This window comes from Mesorhizobium sp. M1A.F.Ca.IN.022.06.1.1, assembly GCF_003952605.1.
Classification (GTDB): Bacteria; Pseudomonadota; Alphaproteobacteria; order Rhizobiales; family Rhizobiaceae; genus Mesorhizobium.
Genome location: NZ_CP034455.1, coordinates 523,483 through 540,958 on the forward strand (window position 1 = coordinate 523,483; position 17,476 = coordinate 540,958).

15 protein-coding genes and 1 riboswitch are annotated in these 17,476 nt (G+C 65.5%); of the genes, 8 read left to right on the plus strand and 7 right to left on the minus strand.

The features are described from left to right. Window position 1: 1 nt before the first annotated feature. Entirely contained in the window at window positions 2–2,266 is a 2,265-nt protein-coding gene (locus EJ078_RS02575; protein WP_127214688.1) for a xanthine dehydrogenase family protein molybdopterin-binding subunit, read from the plus strand. A 62-nt stretch (window positions 2,267–2,328) separates the two neighbouring features. Continuing rightward, window positions 2,329–2,574, plus strand: a complete 246-nt coding sequence (locus EJ078_RS02580) for a MoaD/ThiS family protein (RefSeq protein WP_066997117.1) — start codon at window positions 2,329–2,331, stop codon at window positions 2,572–2,574. A 40-nt stretch (window positions 2,575–2,614) separates the two neighbouring features. Here the strand turns inward: EJ078_RS02580 and EJ078_RS02585 are convergent, their stop codons facing one another. Next, entirely contained in the window at window positions 2,615–3,118 is a 504-nt protein-coding gene (locus EJ078_RS02585) for a group 1 truncated hemoglobin (protein WP_245459074.1), read from the minus strand. Window positions 3,119–3,434: 316 nt separating this feature from the next. Between EJ078_RS02585 and EJ078_RS02590 the strand changes: the two genes are divergently transcribed. Further along, window positions 3,435–4,904, plus strand: a complete 1,470-nt coding sequence (locus EJ078_RS02590; protein ID WP_164750394.1) for an HWE histidine kinase domain-containing protein — start codon at window positions 3,435–3,437, stop codon at window positions 4,902–4,904. Between the two features lie 533 nt (window positions 4,905–5,437). On the opposite strand, the gene EJ078_RS02595 is transcribed toward EJ078_RS02590, so the two are convergent. The 3 genes from EJ078_RS02595 to EJ078_RS02605 all read right to left on the minus strand — a co-directional run bounded on the left by EJ078_RS02595 (window position 5,438) and on the right by EJ078_RS02605 (window position 8,244). Further along, window positions 5,438–6,484 (minus strand): HoxN/HupN/NixA family nickel/cobalt transporter, encoded by a 1,047-nt coding sequence (locus EJ078_RS02595; protein WP_245459077.1) that lies wholly within the window; start codon window positions 6,482–6,484, stop codon window positions 5,438–5,440. Window positions 6,485–6,594: 110 nt separating this feature from the next. Then, window positions 6,595–6,786, minus strand: a riboswitch (cobalamin riboswitch). An 80-nt stretch (window positions 6,787–6,866) separates the two neighbouring features. Beyond that, window positions 6,867–7,274, minus strand: coding sequence for a DOPA 4,5-dioxygenase family protein (locus tag EJ078_RS02600; RefSeq protein WP_127214680.1), 408 nt, complete (start codon window positions 7,272–7,274; stop codon window positions 6,867–6,869). A gap of 244 nt (window positions 7,275–7,518) precedes the next feature. Beyond that, window positions 7,519–8,244, minus strand: a complete 726-nt coding sequence (locus tag EJ078_RS02605; protein ID WP_127214678.1) for a hypothetical protein — start codon at window positions 8,242–8,244, stop codon at window positions 7,519–7,521. Window positions 8,245–8,774: 530 nt separating this feature from the next. Between EJ078_RS02605 and EJ078_RS02610 the strand changes: the two genes are divergently transcribed. Beyond that, on the plus strand, window positions 8,775–8,918 hold the full coding sequence (locus EJ078_RS02610; protein WP_156752689.1) for a hypothetical protein: 144 nt from the start codon (window positions 8,775–8,777) through the stop codon (window positions 8,916–8,918). A gap of 30 nt (window positions 8,919–8,948) precedes the next feature. On the opposite strand, the gene EJ078_RS02615 is transcribed toward EJ078_RS02610, so the two are convergent. The 3 genes from EJ078_RS02615 to EJ078_RS02625 form a co-directional block, all read right to left on the minus strand. Next, window positions 8,949–9,704, minus strand: coding sequence for a nucleoside hydrolase (locus EJ078_RS02615; RefSeq protein ID WP_245459080.1), 756 nt, complete (start codon window positions 9,702–9,704; stop codon window positions 8,949–8,951). Window positions 9,705–10,054: 350 nt separating this feature from the next. After that, window positions 10,055–12,169 carry an ABC transporter ATP-binding protein/permease gene (locus EJ078_RS02620; protein ID WP_127214676.1) on the minus strand — a complete coding sequence of 705 codons (2,115 nt, stop codon included), beginning with the start codon at window positions 12,167–12,169 and terminating at the stop codon, window positions 10,055–10,057. A gap of 82 nt (window positions 12,170–12,251) precedes the next feature. Further along, on the minus strand, window positions 12,252–12,851 hold the full coding sequence (locus EJ078_RS02625; protein WP_189407202.1) for a LysE family transporter: 600 nt from the start codon (window positions 12,849–12,851) through the stop codon (window positions 12,252–12,254). A gap of 503 nt (window positions 12,852–13,354) precedes the next feature. Here EJ078_RS02625 and cyoA point away from each other — a divergent pair. Genes cyoA through cyoD form a run of 4 tightly spaced genes read left to right on the plus strand, consistent with a single transcriptional unit; the run spans window position 13,355 to window position 17,443 of the window. Continuing rightward, window positions 13,355–14,314 carry a ubiquinol oxidase subunit II gene (gene cyoA, locus EJ078_RS02630; protein ID WP_082953921.1) on the plus strand — a complete coding sequence of 320 codons (960 nt, stop codon included), beginning with the start codon at window positions 13,355–13,357 and terminating at the stop codon, window positions 14,312–14,314. A 2-nt stretch (window positions 14,315–14,316) separates the two neighbouring features. Further along, a complete protein-coding gene (gene cyoB, locus EJ078_RS02635; protein WP_164750393.1) occupies window positions 14,317–16,320 on the plus strand; it encodes a cytochrome o ubiquinol oxidase subunit I in 2,004 nt (667 codons plus the stop codon). Further along, window positions 16,317–17,036: a cytochrome (ubi)quinol oxidase subunit III gene (locus tag EJ078_RS02640; protein ID WP_127214672.1), complete on the plus strand. Its 720-nt coding sequence runs from the start codon at window positions 16,317–16,319 to the stop codon at window positions 17,034–17,036. Before cyoB ends, EJ078_RS02640 begins: the two co-directional genes overlap by 4 nt. Further along, window positions 17,033–17,443, plus strand: coding sequence for a cytochrome o ubiquinol oxidase subunit IV (cyoD, locus tag EJ078_RS02645; RefSeq protein WP_066997081.1), 411 nt, complete (start codon window positions 17,033–17,035; stop codon window positions 17,441–17,443). Before EJ078_RS02640 ends, cyoD begins: the two co-directional genes overlap by 4 nt. The last annotated feature ends 33 nt before the right edge of the window (window positions 17,444–17,476 follow it).

Below are 17,476 nucleotides of genomic sequence, written 5' to 3' on the forward strand. Positions count from 1 at the left end.
GATGAATTTCGATCCGCGCTACTCGGGACGCAGCTTCTCATCTGTCGGCACGCGCCCCCTCCGCCCCGACGGCGTCGACAAGGTGACGGGACGCGCCCGCTACGGCGCCGACTTCAACATGGCCGGGCAGCTGGTCGGCCGTGTGCTTCGCAGCCCGCACGCCCACGCGATCATCAAGAAGATCGACACCTCGAAAGCCGAAAAGCTCGCCGGCGTGAAGGCGGTGATCACGGCGAAAGACCTGCCGGACCTGACCGATGGCGATGCCGGCATGTTCGACACCCTCGACAATTGCATGGCGCGCAAGAAGGCGCTCTATGACGGCCATGCCGTGGCCGCGGTGGCGGCGATCGATGCCCGCACCGCCAGGCAGGCGCTGAAGCTGATCGAGGTCGACTATGAGGTGCTGCCGCATGTGACCGACGTCGACGAGGCGATGCAGCACCACGCCCCGCTCATCAACGATGCCATCTTCACCGAAGGGCTGGAGGAAAAGCCGGTCAAGCCGTCCAACGTCTCCAAGCGCACGCAATACGGCCATGGCGACGTCCACCAGGGTTTTGCCCAGGCCGATTTCGTCGTCGAGCGCTCCTTCAAGACCGAGCAGACGCATCAGGGCTATATCGAGCCGCATGCCTGCGTGGCGAGCGTCAATCCCGACGGCACGGCCGATCTCTGGGTCTGCACGCAAGGCCATTTCGTCTATCGCCAGCATTGCGCCCAGCTGCTCGGCCTCGAAGTCTCGAAGCTGCGCGTCACCTCTTCCGAGATCGGCGGCGGCTTCGGCGGCAAGACCCATGTCTGGGCCGAGCCGGTGGCGCTGGCCCTGTCGCGCAAGGCCGGCCGCCCGGTGAAGCTGGTGATGACCCGCGACGAAGTGTTCCGCGCCTCGGGGCCAACCAGCGCCACCTCGATCGACGTCAAGATCGGCGCGAAGAAGGACGGCACCATCACCGCCGCCGAAGCGACGCTGCGCTACACCTGCGGCCCCTATGCCGGCATGTGGGCGGAGATCGGGGCCATGACGGCATTCGCCTGCTACAAGCTGGAGAACGTCAAGACCGTCGGCTACGAGGTGCTGGTCAACCGGCCCAAGACCGCGGCCTATCGCGCGCCTTCGGCGCCGATGGCGGCGTTCGCGGTGGAAAGCGCTGTCGACGAGCTCGCCAAGAAGATCGGTATCGACCCAGTCGAGTTCCGCATCAAGAATGCGGCGCAGGAAGGCACCCGCGCCTCCTACGGCCCGGTCTACGGCCCGATCGGCATCGGACCGACGCTCGAGGCGGTCAAGGAGCACCCGCATATGCGCGCGCCGCTGGCTCAGAACCAGGGCCGCGGCATGGCCTGCGGCTTCTGGTTCAACTTCGGCGGCCAGACCTGCACCGACTTGAACATCGGCATGGACGGCACGGTGTCGCTCGCCGTCGGCACGGTCGACGTCGGCGGTTCGCGCGCGTCGCTGTCGCTGGTGGCGGCGGAAGAGCTCGGCATCGACTACAGCCAGGTGAAGGCGATCGTCGCCGACACTTCCAGCCTCGGTTACAACGACATGACCGACGGCAGCCGCGGCACCTTCTCCTCCTCGATGGCGACCATCTCGGCCGCCCGCAACGCCATCAAGGTGCTGCGCGAGCGCGCCGCGCAGATGTGGGACATCTCGGTCGACGACGTTGCCTGGGAAAAAGGCCACGCGGTCGCCAAGGGCGAGAAGCACGGCAATCTCGGCAAGCTGTCGCTGAAGGAGATCGCCGCACAGTCCGGCAAGACCGGCGGGCCGATCGCCGGCCATAGCGAGCTCGTCGCCGACGGCGCCGGCGTCTCCTTCGCCACCCATATCTGCGACGTCGAGGTCGATCCCGAGACCGGCTCGACCAGGGTGATCCGCTACACGGTGGTGCAGGATGCCGGCAAGGCCGTGCACCCGACCTATGTCGAGGGCCAGTACCAGGGCGGTGCCGCGCAAGGCATCGGCTGGGCGCTCAACGAGGAGTATATCTACGGCAAGGACGGGCGGCTGCAGAACCCAGGCTTCCTCGACTACCGCATCCCGGTCTGCTCCGACCTGCCGATGATCGACACGCAGATCCTGGAAATCCCCAACCCCAACCACCCCTACGGGGTGCGCGGCGTCGGCGAGACCTCGATCGTGCCGCCGCTGGCGGCGATCGCCAACGCGGTGTCGAACGCGGTGGGCGTGCGCATGAGCCACATCCCGATGTCGCCGCCGCGGATTCTTGCAGCGCTCGAGGCCGAACGGGAAGGCTAGCATGCTGAAAAGCGCGAAGCGGTTTTCAGCTCACGTCACGGTCCAATGAGGATCAGGCGATAATGGTCCAAGTCACGCTCTGGGGCTCGCTCAGCGCCGCCGCCGGAGGCAAGGACAAGCTCGACATCGAGGCCAAGGACATCAGGGAGCTGTTCCGCAAGCTTGCGGAACAGCATCCCGCGTTCGAACCCCTGCTCGATCGCGGCATCGCGGTCGCGATCGACGGGACGATCTATCGCGACACGTGGTCGAAGGAACTGCCGCCGGGGGCGGAGATTTTCCTGCTGCCGCGGCTGGCGGGTGGATAGGCGGAGCGGCGGACCGCCTTCGCCGGATTCGCGCTGAGCCTCACCCCTTTTTGACAGAGCCGGCAGTGACCTCATCCTTGTGCGCGGCAAAGGCTTCCAGGACCTCGGTCTTTTCGGCTTTCGGAACCTTGAAGCGGTCGAGCGTCCGCCCGAGTTCCGCTGCGACCTCGTCGAACTCGGCGGGAGAAATCTTCAGGTCCTTGTGGGCCTCCTCGAGGCCGAGCGGCGTCGCGCCCGGCTCGGTGGCCACGAACTTGAAGGGGCCGCCGGAAACATCGCACACCCACAGCGTACGCATGAACTTGAGGCCCGGCAGCCGTTCGAGGTTCTTGGTGTGCCATTTGCGCAGTTGCGGGTTCTTGGACTTCTTGCCGACGATGGGGTTTTTCACGACGGCGTCGCTGAAGTGATCGACCACGGCTGCGATGGCGAACACGCCTCCCAACCGATCGTATAGACTCTTGTCCGGCGCGGTCTGCTTGGTCTGCGCCAGCGCATCGCCGGCGGGCAATATGGCGGTCGACATGGCCGCCGCCGCCAGCACGGCGACGACGCTTCGTCTCGAAAGAGAGGTCGAAACAGCCGTTTTCATCTCTGGTACCTCCGTTGGGCCAGAGCCGGCCGCTCTGGCGGCTTCAATGCGTGATTGCGGGACATATGCACTTTGCCTCAAACGGCATCGTATGAGGAACTAACGAAACTGCGCCCGAAATATTCCTCCGGCGGACCGGCAGCCTGGGGTCTATTCACGATGGCTAAAATTTTGCGTGACGGAGACGGATACATAAACGGCGTCGCGCGTTAATGCGCCTATGGCTGACGGGCTCTTCCGTGAATCGTGGCCTCGCGGAAACGGCGAGATGGCGCGATTCATTCGCGAATATCCCTGGTCGGAAAGCCCGCTCGGGCCGATCGAGACATGGACGCTCAGCCTGAGGACGACGGTCGACCTGATGCTCGCCGCCGAAGCCCAGATCGTGCTTTTCTGCGGGCCGGAGTTTGTCGCGCTCTACAATGACGCCTACGCGCCGACCATTGGCGACAAGCATCCGCGCGCGCTCGGCCGTCCCGCCGAGGAAAACTGGTCCGAGCTCTGGACCGACCTCGAGCCGCTGCTGCGCGGAGTTCTCGAAACCGGCGAAACCTTCTCGGCCAGGGACCGGCCTTTCTACATCGAACGATCCGGCCTGGTCGGCGAGACGGTCTATTTCGACATCTCCTATTCCGCAGTGCGGGCGCAGGACGGCACGGTCGAAGCCGTGCTCTGCATCGTTTCGGAGACCACGGCCCGGGTGCTGGCGGCAGCAAAGGTGCGCGAAAGCGAGCAGCGGTTTCGCGCGCTGGTCAATGCCAGCTCCGACGTGGTTTACCGGATGAGCCCGGACTGGCAGGAAATGCATGAGCTGGACGGCCGCGGCTTCCTGTCGAGCGCCCAGGGGCCGGCGATCCGCTGGCGCGACGAATACCTGTTCCCGGAAGACCAGGCGAGCATCCAGGCGGCGATCGAGCGCGCCATCATGGAGCGCGGCGTGTTCGAGCTCGAGCACAGGGTGCGGCGCGCCGACGGGTCCGCCGGCTGGACCACCTCACGGGCAATCCCGATCGTCGATGACACTGGCAGCATCCTGGAATGGTTCGGCATGGCGGCCGACATCACCGAAAAACGGGCGAGCGAACAGCAGATCCAGCTTCTGATGCGCGAGGTGAACCACCGCGTCAAAAACCAGTACGCCGTGATCCTTTCCATGATCCGCGAGACGAGCAAGCGCGCGACCGACCCGCGCGCGTTCGAACACCAGATCCGCGAACGCATCATGGCGCTGTCGCGCTCGCACGACCTTTTGGTGCTGAACGACTGGCGCGGCGCAGGCATGGCCGACCTTGTGCGGGAACATCTGCGGCCGTTCGGACACGAAGAGCGAATCTCGCCTTGCGGGCCGGACGTGACGTTGCGGCTGAACGCGGTGCAGAACATCGGCATGGCGCTGCATGAGCTGGGCACCAACGCGACGAAATACGGCGCCCTGGCCGGCGACGCCGGAACCGTGCGAATGGACTGGCGGGTAGCCCCGGCCCCCGAAGGCAGCGATTTCGAGCTGGTCTGGGAGGAACATTTTTCCGAACCTGCCGCGGCCGCCGATGCCGAGCCGCACAAAGGCTTCGGCAGCGTCGTTCTCCAGCGCGTCGTCCCCACCAGCCTCTCCGGCAGCGCCTCCATGGAACGGCTGCCCGGCCTCGTTCGCTGGACGCTCTCGGCGCCGCTCGCCAACGTGGTCGTCGCCGGCGGGGCGGAGCTCGACCCCGATGAGCAGATCGCCGGGCTGACGTGAGGCCGGTTGCATCCTGGGAGACCGAACAGGGCGGCTCGCCGCCACGTCGGAAGCTCGCTGGCGCCGCCGAGCCCTCGCCGTAGCGCCGTACGCCGAATGGCTTGCGCTGCTCCCATTTTTGCTTTCCCCTTCCCCGCTTTTTTAGAACAGAAAAGCGCCAGCTTTTCTGTTCTGGACTCTGGATATTTGGACTGGATACTGGCTTATGGATTATGGGACTTATCCCAGGCCTTAACCCCTGGCTTATCCAAGCGCAGAATTCCGTCACACTTCCAAAGGCTTGGGCTACGGGTCCTCAGCATGCCTTTGAAGCGCGTGCGCACGGGCCGGCTATCTCCTGTTGCTGTCTGGCCAACAGTGAACAAAATAGGAACAAAAATGTCAAGGCGAGCACCGCTGACGGGGCGGCGATCGACCTTTGCCGTCATCGGCTTCCCGATGCCGAGGCATTCAAGGAGGCAGGCTGGCAGCCCGCCGGCGTCTGATGGCAGAGAGATGCGGCTGGTCTGCTGCAGCCAGCCGCAGCCGGCGGTTTATGAATTCTTTGCTGCGGATGCGCTCTCCACATCATCCAGCCCCTTGGCCTTGTAGACGAGGTAGGAGATCGCCCAGGCGGCGATGAAGATGCCGATAATGGCGAAGCCCAGATTGTTGAAATTGTCGTTGAGCGTGCCGACGCCGTTCCAGAAGCCGCCCGACAGACCGAGCTTGTCACCGATCAGGCCGAGCGCCTCGATGCCGCCGATCAGTACTGCGACAAGGACCGACACCAGGGTGATCGTCATGTTGTAGTACAGTTTGCGGATCGGCTTGACGAAGGCCCACTCATAGGCGCCGAGCATCATCACACCATCGGTCGTGTCGACCAGTGACATACCGGCCGCGAAAAGCACCGGGAAGACCAGAATGGCTTCGAACGGCACGCCCTTGGCCGCTTGTGCCGCGGACACGCCGAACATGGCGACTTCGGTCGCGGTGTCGAAGCCAAGGCCGAAGAGGAAACCAAGTGGGAACATGTGCCAGCTCTGCGACACCAGCCGGAACATCGGGCGGAAGACGCGGGCCAGGAAGCCGCGATTGTTGAGCAGCAGGTCCAGGTCCTCCTCGACAAACGCCTCACCGGCCCGCACCCGCCGATAGCTTCTGTAGATCGAGAACAAGATGACGATGTTCATCGCCGCGATGGCGAGCAGGAAGAGTGCGGAAACGCCGGTACTGATCGTGCCGCCAATCTCCTGAAAGCTCTGGAAGCGGCCGAGCAGGGACGTTGCCGCCGCGATAGCCGCAGCGACGATGACGACGATCGTCGAATGGCCGAGTGCGAAAAAGAAGCCGACGGAGACCGGCCGTTTGCCGTTCTGCATCAGCTTGCGCGTGACATTGTCGATGGCCGCTATGTGGTCGGCATCGACGGCATGGCGCAAGCCGAGGCCATAAATGACGAGAGCGACGCCAAGCAATGTCGGCTTGTCGTGGAAGGCGACGAAAGCCCACAGCCACGCCCCGACGTTGAGAATGGCGAGCGCCCCGTAGATTGTAATCAGCCTGGCCTTCAGGTCCGGCGCGGTTTTGTTCAGCATTTTCGATAGTTGGGTCAGCATGGTTCTGCCTTTGACGTTGCCTGTCATCGCAGGGAACTCGCCCCGCCCTCCGGCCAGGCGCGCACACCGGATCACCCCGTCCGATGTTCTGCTTTGACGTCCATGATGGCAGGTCTCCTGGCTCGCGGATTCCCGCCGCTTTCGCCTTCCCGGCCCATGCAGCCAGTGGCATCGTGAAACCGGCATGCCGCTTACAGTTGCGGGGGCAGCCACGGCTTTGGATTTCTCCGCACCGCGTTCCCTTTTGATCCCCGAAGGGAACCATCAGCGCGAATTCGCCACACCGCGATTGGTCAGTCAATCGACAACTCCGCCGGCCAGCCGCCTCTCACGCCATCGTGACGAGATCGCCGCGCCCCCCTCACACCCCCAGCGTCGGCTCGGTATTCACCTCCAGCGCCTCTTCCGCCTCGTCCTCTTCGCCAAGCACGTCGCCCTTCACCGGCAGCGCCTGGCCGATCCAAATCGGGTCGATAAGGTGGTCGCGCTTGGGGTTGGTGGTGTTGGGATGGATGAGGATGCTCAGGCCGCCATGGTTCAGCATCAGCCAGGGAACCAGCGTGGCAAAGATCTCGGTGGCGAAGGAGACCTGGTACATGGCTTGCTGGTGCGGGCCGACCGGCTCGTCGCGCCAATTGCCCAGGCGCACGCGGAAACGCTCTGCGATGCGATCGCGAAGCCATTCGGCGTGCTGCCGCTCGGCCTCCCCGCCGTAGTAGATATGGGCGTGATAGCTCGCGATCTCGGCGATCGGCCTGACTTCGTTCATCGCGATGCTCCCCTTCGATGATTTTTTTGCGCCCGGCGGAACTCTAGCCGAAGCGCGGGCGCCTTGTCTGCAGCCGGCCGAGGTCCGCGCCTACGGTCGGCAGGGTTATCGGATATGGCGCTCCCCCGCTCCGTCTCGGCTGCGCCGAGCCACCTCTCCCGTCCACCTTGTGGGGGCGAGGAATTGCCAAACCGCCGAGGTTGCAACCGGCAGGAAGGATGGCAACGGCCGTTCTGCCTTTGCCCTAAATCACCGCGGTGACCGCGCCCTTCGCATTTAGGCGACAGCCGACTTTCGCCTGCCTCACTTCGATGCCGCCTCGCCCGTCATAGTCTATGCGCACCTCGATCGGCGCGTTGAGCCCGCTTCGGCGTTGACGCAAGGGGCCGGCGCTGACCGTGTAAACACGCACGGCGCCGAGGGGCTTGGCGGCCGCCGCGATCGCGGCGCGACAGGCGCGCACTACGGCGGCCGGCGTGCCGGGTATCGCCTTCGGAGGTGACAGCGGCGCGATGCGATAGCCTTTGGTGACCCGCCGGAGGTCGCCGCCGGCGGATCTGGAGGGCCTCAGCACTGGAGGCAGCACAATGGTCTGCGTCGCGCTTTTGGCCAAAGCAGGGGCTGTCGGCACCGCGGCCGGGTTCTGCGCAGAGGCAGCCGATCCGCTGACGGCGGAAGGATCGTCGCCCGCGGCGGCGCCGCCCACGCTTGTCGACACGCCTGTGCTGGTGCTGCCCAGATTGCCGCCGGCATTGACGCCGAGCGATCCGCCGCCGGTCGATGCGCCGACGTTTGCGCCGCCGACACCGTCGGCACTGGCGCCCACGCCCGCCGACACGCCTTGCGAACCGGCGCCCAATCCGGCGCCCACGCCGATGCCGCCGACCTTGCCGCCCACGCCGACGTCAAGCGCCGAGGCATACCCGATCGGGATGGCGATCGCCAGCGCGGCTGCTAGGTATTTTTTCATGGCCAGACCTTTGTTCCAAGGCCAACCTTGTGTGGCTCCTCATCGAGCGTCCGCTCGACAGCGGTCTGCGAAGCCTTCGTCGCGCGAACGCGTGCCGAGCGATGGCGACTTCTCGCCTTGCCAGGCATCGGCCTCGGCGGTGACCGGCGCGGCTGGAGGCCGCTCGAAAGACGAATGATAGAAAAGCGGTCTCGGCAACGCCAAGCACTGAAAAAGGCTTAGGACCTCTCCTTTCAACTTAGCTGTCGACAGCAGGGCAAGTTTGAGCTCGCCTACGCGCTGCTAACGGGTAACTTTCAAATTAGTTTCAACTAAAATGCAACAGAACAAGGACACCACCGTGCCAGCGCCGGTTGCTGATGCCGACGCCGGGCTCTCGTCGAAATGGCCGTCTCGCCTTCGCCGGGCCAATTCTCCCCCACTTCCTGGCGTGCGCGGGCCTGGAGGCTTGAGAGTCGCCCAGGGCGGCAAGGCGCCCGCGCTACCGGCTCGAAGCCGCAACGCTCGTCGCGCTGGCCGACAAGGACGCGGTGCTGGTCGGCCAGGCCGACCTGTTGCGATCGATGGTCGAGGGTGCGGCCGGCGATGCGATCCTGGCCAACAAGCGCGAGATCGAGACCGGCATCGCCGCCATCAGCGCCACATTGCGCGACAGGCAATCGTTCCTGCTGTGAGGGCCGGCTAGGCCTTGCCCCTGGAGCGCCTCACGCCTTTTGACTGGTGAGGCGCTCGAGCGCATCGACGATCAGGTCGCAGAATTTCGCATGGTCGAGCTTCATCGCCACGGTATGGCGGAAATCGACCTGCTCGCTCGCCGTGCCGCCGAAATGGCGCATGCCGCCCAGCTTCTCGAAATTGCAGACCGTCATGCCCTTGGTCCACCGTCCGGCAAGCTCGACGCGGATATCGGCCTTCTCGGTGGTGAAGACGCCTGCATCGATCATCGCCGCCACGCAGCAGGCGTCATGGACGGCGGGATAGGCTATCTGCAGCAGGCCGCCATGCGTGGTCGCAATGAACTCCCAGATATCGAGAATGAATTTGGCGATCGGGCCGCCGACAGCGCGCACCCTGTCCTGCAGGTCGGGGGTGGCCAAGGCCTGGTGCGTGAGGTCGAGCCCCACCATGGTGACGTCCCAAGCGGCGCGGAACACCACGTCTGCGGCCTCCGGGTCGGCATAGACGTTGAACTCGGCCGCGGGCGTGATGTTGCCGCGCGTGAAACTTCCGCCCATCGCGACGACCCGCTTCACCCGCTCGACGATGCGCGGCTCCTTGCGCACGGCTAGAGCGATGTTGGTGTAGGGCCCGACCGGCACCAGCGTGACGGTTTTCGGCTCATGCGCCATGACCGTCTCGATGATGAAGTCGACGGCATGGCGCTTGTCGAGCTCGAACGAGGCGGGCGGCAGCTCCGGGCCATCGAGCCCGGTCTCGCCGTGGATCTCGACGGCCAGCACCTGGTCGATGATCAGCGGGCCGGGACTTCGCCACCGGCACCTTTATGCCGTAGGCCGTGCATACGGAGAGCGCATTGCGCGTGGTGTTCTCGACATTGTGGTTGCCCGAAACCGTGGTGATGCCGAGAAGGTCGATGTTCGGGTTGCCGGCCGCAAGCAGGATGGCGATGGCATCGTCGTGCCCCGGATCGCAGTCGAGGATGATCTTTTCCATGGGGGTCGCCTCTCCCTGGCCTGCGGCGATTACAGACCGGGGCCTCTGGTGACGTCAAGGTTGCCATCCGGCCGAAGCGCGACCCCTGCGGTCCGATCACCATCTCGGACGTTCTTGCCTGCCCTTGATGCCGCCCTCAGCGCGCCGGCCCTCCTCTCGCCCCGCTCCCCCACAGCGCCCGCGCGAACACGTTGCGCTTGCCCCTGCGCGGCGCCAGCTCCACATCGCTGACCAGCTTCGCGCCGCCTTCGCGCCGCTCCAGCGTGATCTTGCGGCTGTGGAAAGCTTCCAGCTCGGCGCGGTGGGCGACGCTGATGACGGTGACCTTCGGCAATGCCTGGATCACCGTCTGCATCATCTTGTCCTGGCTCTTCTCGTCCAGCGCCGAGGTCGCCTCGTCCAGCACGACGATGTCTGGCTCGTGCAGCAGCAGGCGCGCGAAGGCGAGGCGCTGCTTTTCGCCGCCGGAGAGCGTCTGGTCCCACGGCGCCTCTTCCTCGATCCTGTCCCGCAGGTAGCCGAGGCCGACCTTGTCGAGGGCGGCGTCGATCTCGTCCACCGTCCAGTTGTCGGCGGCGGCCGGATAGGCGACCGCGCGCCGCAGCGTGCCGGTCGGGATGTAGGGGCGTTGCGGCAACATGAACAGCCGCTTGCCGGCATGGAAATTGACGCTGCCGCCGCCCCAGGGCCACAGGCCCGCGACGGCCCGCACCAGCGTCGACTTGCCGGTGCCGGATTCGCCCGCGACCAGCACCCGCTCGCCCGGGTTGATCTCGACCTTCGTCTCCTTGACCACGCCGGTGCCGTCGTTGAGGGTGACGGAGAGATCGTCCAGGCTGAGCATGGCGCCGTTTTGCGTCTCGCCGCGCCGGATGCGCCCAAAGGACTCGCTCTCTTCGGCGCGCTCCAGCCCGTCGAGCGACATCATCAGCGAAGCGACGCGGCGCGCCGAGGCGTTCCAATCGGCCAGGCGCGGATAATTGTCGACCAGCCAGCCGAACGCGCCTTGCACGATGGCAAAGGCGGAGGCCGCCTGCATGACCTGGCCGAGCGACATCGAGCCTTCGAGGAATTTCGGCGCGCAGAGCAGCACCGGCACCACCGGCGCGAACAGCATCGACCCTTGCGAGACAATCGCGGTGCGCATGTGCTGTCCGGTCAGCAGCGCCCATTGCCTCAGCACATGGCCGAAATTCCTGTCGATGCCGCTGCGCTCCTCCGCCTCGCCGCCGAGCAGCGCGATGCTTTCGCCGTTTTCGCGGACGCGCGTCAGCGTATAGCGGAATTCGGCTTCCGCCTGGTTCTTCCGCTCCGAAAGCTGCACGAAATGGCGGCCGATGACCACCATCGAGGTCGAGGTGATGGCGGCATAGATGACCGCGGTGACGACGAGGAAGCCGGGGATGGTGATGCTCTCGCGGCCGAGCGGTAAGGTGAGCGCGCCGCCGATGGTCCACAGCACGACGATAAAGGTCGAGGCCGCCAGAAAGGCGTTGAGGACGCCGGAGATGAAATCGACGGGGGACTCGGTGGCGATGCGCAGATCTTCGGTGAGACGGGCTTCGGGGTTCGAGTGGTCGCCGGCGACGAGGTTCAGCTGATAGTAGCGGCCGCTGGCCAGCCAGCGCGCGATGACAGATGTGGTGAGCCAGGAGCGCCAGCGGCGCTGGATCGTCATACGCAGGTAGACCTGAACGACGACGAGGCTGGCGCTTCCGGCAACCAGCGGCACGAAGACGGCGCTCAGCATATAGACGGTGTGGACATTGCGCTGCTCGATGGCGTCGAAGAAGGCGCGGTTCCAGACATTGATGCCATACTGGAAGCCGACATTGACGCAGATCAGCACCAACAGCCCAATCGTAAACGGCCATGCGAGCTTGTCGCCATTCCGGCCCCAATAGCCGCGCCCGCTGATCCAGAACCGCCTAAACAGGTACTTCCTGCGCGCCTGCTCGGCCTCCTCGGGCGTCAGCTTCGGACCGGGCTCGACGGATTCCGGCGGCGGCGGCGCCGGTTCGCCGACGGCCTCCGGCGTGGCTTCGGCCGGCTCCTCGTGCTCGGGCGATTGCTTCGGTTGCGACTTCTCTTCGCGGGGTCTTTCCGGGTGCAAGCTTTCCGGCGGCGACTTTTCCGGCCGCGTCTTGCCCGGGGGTGCCTTCGCTGCGCCCGTCTTTGCGGGGCGCGACTTCCCGGCACCGCGCGGCTGGGCGCCGTCGGCCGATCTTGGCTTGAGCTTTGCTTCAGACATCAGCCGACAACGGCTCAAAAATCAGAAGGTTTCACGATCTCGGCGAGAGATGTTGCCTGCCCGCTCGGGCCTCGACCTCACCTCACCCGGCAAAACCCCGCCGCGCGGCGGCCATGCCTTCCCACATCAGCTTGATCCCGAGCGCGCCGACCACGGCGCCGGCGGCGCGGTCGATCCAGTGCTTGGTGCCGAGATAGGCCGCGCGCGGCCGGCTGGAGGAAAAGGCGAAGGCGACGACCGCGTACCAGACGAATTCGTTGAGGAAGAGCAGCGGCGGCAGGACCAAGAGCATCCAGAGCGGCGGCGAGGCCGGCAGCATGGCCGCGAACATCGAGGCGTAGAAGATCGCCGTCTTCGGATTGGCGAGCTGGACCAGAAGCGCGCGACGCAGCGCCCGCCAGAACGAGCCGGCGCGCGCCGAGGCATCGTTCGCGATCTCGATCGGCTGATTGGCGCCGCGCCAGATCTTGATGCCGATCCACAACAGATAGGCGCCGCCGGCAATGCGCAGGAAAATGTCCAGCCAAGCGATCTGGACGAGCAGCGCGGTCAGGCCCGCGACCGCGATGATGGCGAAGATGAAGCCGCCGATGCCCATGCCGATCGCCGCCGCCAGGCCATCCGTACGCTCGCCGGCCACCGCGATGCGCGAGACGACGACGAAGCTCGGCCCCGGGCTCATCGCCCCCAGCAGGAAAACGCCAAGGATGGAAAGGATGGTTGCAATCTCGGACAAGGCTTCCTCCGCAGGTCGGCTGCAATTCCCTGCGCAGTACAATGCACGCGCCGCACGCCTTGTCACCATCCTGGCGGGCGATCGGCGAGCGCGAGCATGCCGAGACGGCGTCTGGTCAGGCTGGAGCCGCGCCCTATGTCTTCCGCGGCCCGTCCAGCCATCGGGCAAAACACCGCCTTTGCGGAACAGGCGGCAACTGCTTGGGTTGGCAGCCGTGTTCAGCAGTCGTACGGTATATGGCGGAAGTGCCTCTGCACACGGGGAGACTTCAGATGAAAGCTGCCGCAGAACGCGACCCTCGCAGGCGCGAGCTTTTGAAGGATCACGGCCCAGCCGGACTGGCCGCGAAGTCTGTTTCCGGCCGTGCCGCGGCCCAGCGGCGCCGACGACGCGCCGCCCACAGTCAAGACGTCCCGCCGATCCGTTCGCGCCAAGCATGATCCGTTCCAGTGCTTTCCTTCCCTAGACCGAGGCGAGGCCGCTCGCCGCTCTGGATAGGCCTGATCGCAACGCTCTCCGGCTGCGCGGGCGGGGTGCTCGACCCGCAGGGCCCGATCGGCGCGGGCAACCGCACGATCCTGCTCAACTCGCTGGCGGTCATGCTGGTCATCGTCATTCCGACGCTGGTGGCGCTGCTTTTGTTTGCCTGGATGTTCCGCGCCTCCAACCGCAACGCGCGCTACGAGCCGGAATTCACCTATTCGGGCCGCATCGAGCTGATCGTCTGGTCGATCCCGACGCTCACCATCCTCTTCCTCGGCGGGCTGATCTATTACGGATCCTACCATCTCGACCCGCGCCGGCCGATCGCCTCCAGCCAGCCGCCGCTCGACATCCAGGTGGTGGCGCTCGACTGGAAATGGCTGTTCCTCTACCCCGACCAGGGCGTCGGAACGGTCAACCAGCTGGTCATCCCGGCCGGCGTTCCCGTTCGTTTCAAGCTGACCTCGGCCAGCGTGATGAACACCTTCTTTGTGCCGCAGCTCGGCAGCATGATCTATGTCATGAACGGCATGCAGACCGAGCTCAACCTGCAGGCCGACCGCGAGGGCGACTATCTCGGCCTGTCGGCGCATTTCAGCGGCGATGGCTTCTCCGACATGAATTTCCGCGTGCGCGCGGTCCCGCCCGACGAGTTTGCGCGCTGGGCCTCTTCGCTGCATGGCGCCGGCGGCGTGCTCAACGCCCGCGCCTATGGCGAGCTTGCCAGGCAGAGCATCAACGTGCCGCCGGCCTCGTTCGGCGTCGTGCAGGACGGCCTGTTCGACGCGATCGTGCGCCAGACGCTGCCGCCCGGTCCGGGTCCCGCCGAAACCGCCGCCGGCGAACCGCAGGTAAGCCCCAAGGCACAGCCCAAGGCCGGGACGCCGGCGCCTGCCCAACAGCCGCAGCCGAAAGCGGGAGGATGACGATGCTCGGCAAGCTCGACTGGTCTGCCATTCCCCTCGATGAGCCCATCCCGCTGGGCGCCGCGCTCGTCGTCTTCCTGGCGGCCGCCGCGGTGCTGATCTGGGTCACGGTGAAAGGATACTGGCCCTATCTCTGGGACGAATGGATAACTTCGGTCGACCACAAGCGCATCGGCGTCATGTATATCGTCCTGGCGGCGCTGATGCTGCTGCGCGGCTTCGTCGATGCGGTGATGATGCGCACGCAGCAGGTGCTCGCCATCCACGGGCCAGGCTACCTGCCGCCCGAGCATTACGACCAGGTCTTTTCGGCCCACGGCACGATCATGATCTTCTTCGCCGCGATGCCCTTCGTCATCGGGCTGATGAACTTCGTCGTGCCGCTGCAGCTCGGCATCCGCGACGTCGCCTTTCCGACGCTGAATTCGGTGAGTTTCTGGCTGACGGCGACCGGCGCGCTCCTGGTCAACATCTCGCTCGTCGTCGGCGAGTTCGCCCGCACCGGCTGGCTGCCCTATGCGCCGCTGTCGGAGACGACCTACTCGCCGGGCGTCGGCGTCGACTATTATCTCTGGTCGATCCAGATCTCCGGCGTCGGCACGCTGCTCACCGGCGTCAACCTGGCGACCACCATTCTCAAGATGCGCGCGCCGGGCATGGGCTATCTGCGCATGCCGATGTTCTGCTGGACATCGCTCGCCTCCAACCTGCTGATCGTCGCGGCCTTCCCGATCCTCACCGCCACGCTCGCCATGCTGACGCTCGACCGCTACCTCGGCTTCCATTTCTTCACCAACGAAGCCGGCGGCAACCAGATGATGTTCATGAACCTGATCTGGGCGTGGGGCCATCCGGAGGTCTACATCCTGGTGCTGCCCGCCTTCGGCATCTATTCCGAGATCTTCTCGACCTTCTCATCGAAGCCGCTTTTCGGCTACCGGTCGATGGTCGCGGCGACGCTGTTCATCTGCATCGTCTCCTTCATGGTCTGGCTGCACCACTTCTTCACCATGGGCGCCGGGGCCGACGTCAATGCCGCCTTCGGCATAGCCACCTCGGTCATCGCCGTCGGCACCGGGGTCAAGATCTACAACTGGCTCTTCACCATGTATGGCGGGCGCGTGCGCTTCGACACGCCGATGCTGTGGGCGCTGGGCTTCGTCACCACCTTCATCATCGGCGGCATGACCGGCGTGCTGCTCGCCGTTCCGCCGGCCGACTTCATGCTGCACAATTCGCTCTTCCTGGTGGCGCATTTCCACAATGTGATCATCTCTGGCGTGCTGTTCGCCGCCTTCGCCGGCTTCACCTACTGGTTCCCGAAAGCCTTCGGCTTCCGGCTGCATGAGGGCTGGGGCAAGGCCGCGTTCTGGTTCACCCTTGCCGGCTACGTGCTGGTCTTCGTGCCGCTCTATATCGTCGGCCTGCTCGGCATGACCCGCCGTCTCCAGCATATCGACATGGACCTGTGGACGCCGTGGCTGGTCGTGGCGGCCTTCGGCATAGCGGTGATGATCGTCGGCGCCGCCTGCCAGGTCGCGCAGCTCGTCGTCTCGATCAGGCATCGCGACGAATTGCGCGACGAAACGGGCGACCCTTGGGACGGCCGCTCGCTGGAATGGTCGACATCCTCCCCGCCGCCCTTCTTCAACTACGCGCGGCTGCCGCATGTCGAGAACGAGGAACCCTACTGGACCATCAAGCAGCGGGCGATGGAGGAGCAAAGGCCCGGCGAGGACGAAAGCTATGAGCCGATCGAAATGCCGCGCAACAGCCCGACCGGCTTCGTCACCGCCTTCTTCAGCACGCTGATCGGCTTCGCCCTGATCTGGCACATCTGGTGGCTGGCGATCGTAGGCTTCATCGGCGCCTATATCACTTTCGTCGTCTTCGCCTGGCGAGAGCACGGCGACTACGAAGTCTCCGCGGAGGAAGTCGAGCGCATAGACCGCGACGGCAGGGCCGCACAGCTTGCCTGGCTGCGCAGACGGGAGCGCGTGGCATGAGCGACATCACGGCCGGCAGCGCGGCGCGCGATCCCTACCGGGTTGGACGGTCCGGCGGGCATGGCCATGGGGGACACGGTCATGGGGGTCACGGCCATGCGGGACACGGCCATGGCCTGCTCTCGGCGACCGGCCACGGCCAGGGCGGCCCGGCCTCGAAGTTCGTCACCGTGGCCTACGGCTTCTGGATCTTCCTCCTGTCCGACATCATCATGTTCTCGGCTTTCTTCGCGGCTTATGCGGTCCTGTCGACGGCGACCGCCGGCGGGCCATCCGGTAAGGAGCTGTTCGAGCTGCCGCGCGTTGCGGCGCAAACGGGGCTGCTGCTCACATCGAGCTTCACCGGCGGGCTGGCGACGCTCGCGACGCATCGCCGGTCGATGGCCGCCACGCAGTTCTGGCTTCTGGTCACCGGCCTGCTCGGTGCCGCCTTCCTGTTCCTCGAGGTGCAGGAATTCGCGGTGATGGCGAGCGAGCAGGCAGGCCCTTCGCGCAGCGCCTTCCTGTCAGCCTTCTTCGCCCTTGTCGGCTGCCACGGTACCCATGTCGGGCTCGGCCTGCTCTGGCTCGGGACCATGATGGCGCAGCTCTGGGTGAAGGGCTTCCGGCCGGAAATACTGCGCCGGCTCCACTGCTTCGGCCTGTTCTGGCACGCGCTCGACATTATCTGGGTCGCCATCTTCACCCTGGTCTATCTCTTGGGAGCGTCGCCATGAGCGACATCGACAGCCGGACCGACGAGGAACTCGACCGCCGCGATTCGGCGCCGGGCGAGGAGCGCATCACCGAGCACGAGTTGGCGGGAGGGCTGTCGGGCTACCTGCTCGGCTTCGGCCTCGCGATCCTGCTGACCATCGCCTCTTTCCTCGCCGCGCAGACCGGCTTGATCTACCAGCCGGCGGTGATCTCGGCCCTGGTGGTGCTGGCGATCGCGCAGATGGGCGTGCATCTGGTCTTCTTCCTGCACCTGACCACCGGGCCCGACAACACCAACAACGTGCTCGCGCTCGCCTTCGGCGTGCTGATCGTCGCGCTGGTCGTGATCGGCTCGGTCTGGATCATGGCCCATCTCAACCTGAACATGCCTCCGATGAGCGCCCATCAGGCCAGGATGATGCCATAAGGCGGCTCAACCCGCCGGCAGAGGCGTTCTCCC

Excerpts from the sequence above, each read along its gene's own strand:
- EJ078_RS02575 (WP_127214688.1), top strand. The coding sequence starts at position 2 with ATGAATTTCGATCCGCGCTACTCGGGACGCAGCTTCTCATCTGTCGGC.
- EJ078_RS02580 (WP_066997117.1), top strand. The coding sequence starts at position 2,329 with ATGGTCCAAGTCACGCTCTGGGGCTCGCTCAGCGCCGCCGCCGGAGGC.
- EJ078_RS02590 (WP_164750394.1), top strand. The coding sequence starts at position 3,435 with ATGGCGCGATTCATTCGCGAATATCCCTGGTCGGAAAGCCCGCTCGGG.
- EJ078_RS02595 (WP_245459077.1), bottom strand. The coding sequence starts at position 6,484 with ATGCTGAACAAAACCGCGCCGGACCTGAAGGCCAGGCTGATTACAATC.
- EJ078_RS02600 (WP_127214680.1), bottom strand. The coding sequence starts at position 7,274 with ATGAACGAAGTCAGGCCGATCGCCGAGATCGCGAGCTATCACGCCCAT.
- EJ078_RS02605 (WP_127214678.1), bottom strand. The coding sequence starts at position 8,244 with ATGAAAAAATACCTAGCAGCCGCGCTGGCGATCGCCATCCCGATCGGG.
- EJ078_RS02620 (WP_127214676.1), bottom strand. The coding sequence starts at position 12,169 with ATGTCTGAAGCAAAGCTCAAGCCAAGATCGGCCGACGGCGCCCAGCCG.
- EJ078_RS02625 (WP_189407202.1), bottom strand. The coding sequence starts at position 12,851 with ATGAGCCCGGGGCCGAGCTTCGTCGTCGTCTCGCGCATCGCGGTGGCC.
- cyoB (WP_164750393.1), top strand. The coding sequence starts at position 14,317 with ATGCTCGGCAAGCTCGACTGGTCTGCCATTCCCCTCGATGAGCCCATC.
- EJ078_RS02640 (WP_127214672.1), top strand. The coding sequence starts at position 16,317 with ATGAGCGACATCACGGCCGGCAGCGCGGCGCGCGATCCCTACCGGGTT.
- cyoD (WP_066997081.1), top strand. The coding sequence starts at position 17,033 with ATGAGCGACATCGACAGCCGGACCGACGAGGAACTCGACCGCCGCGAT.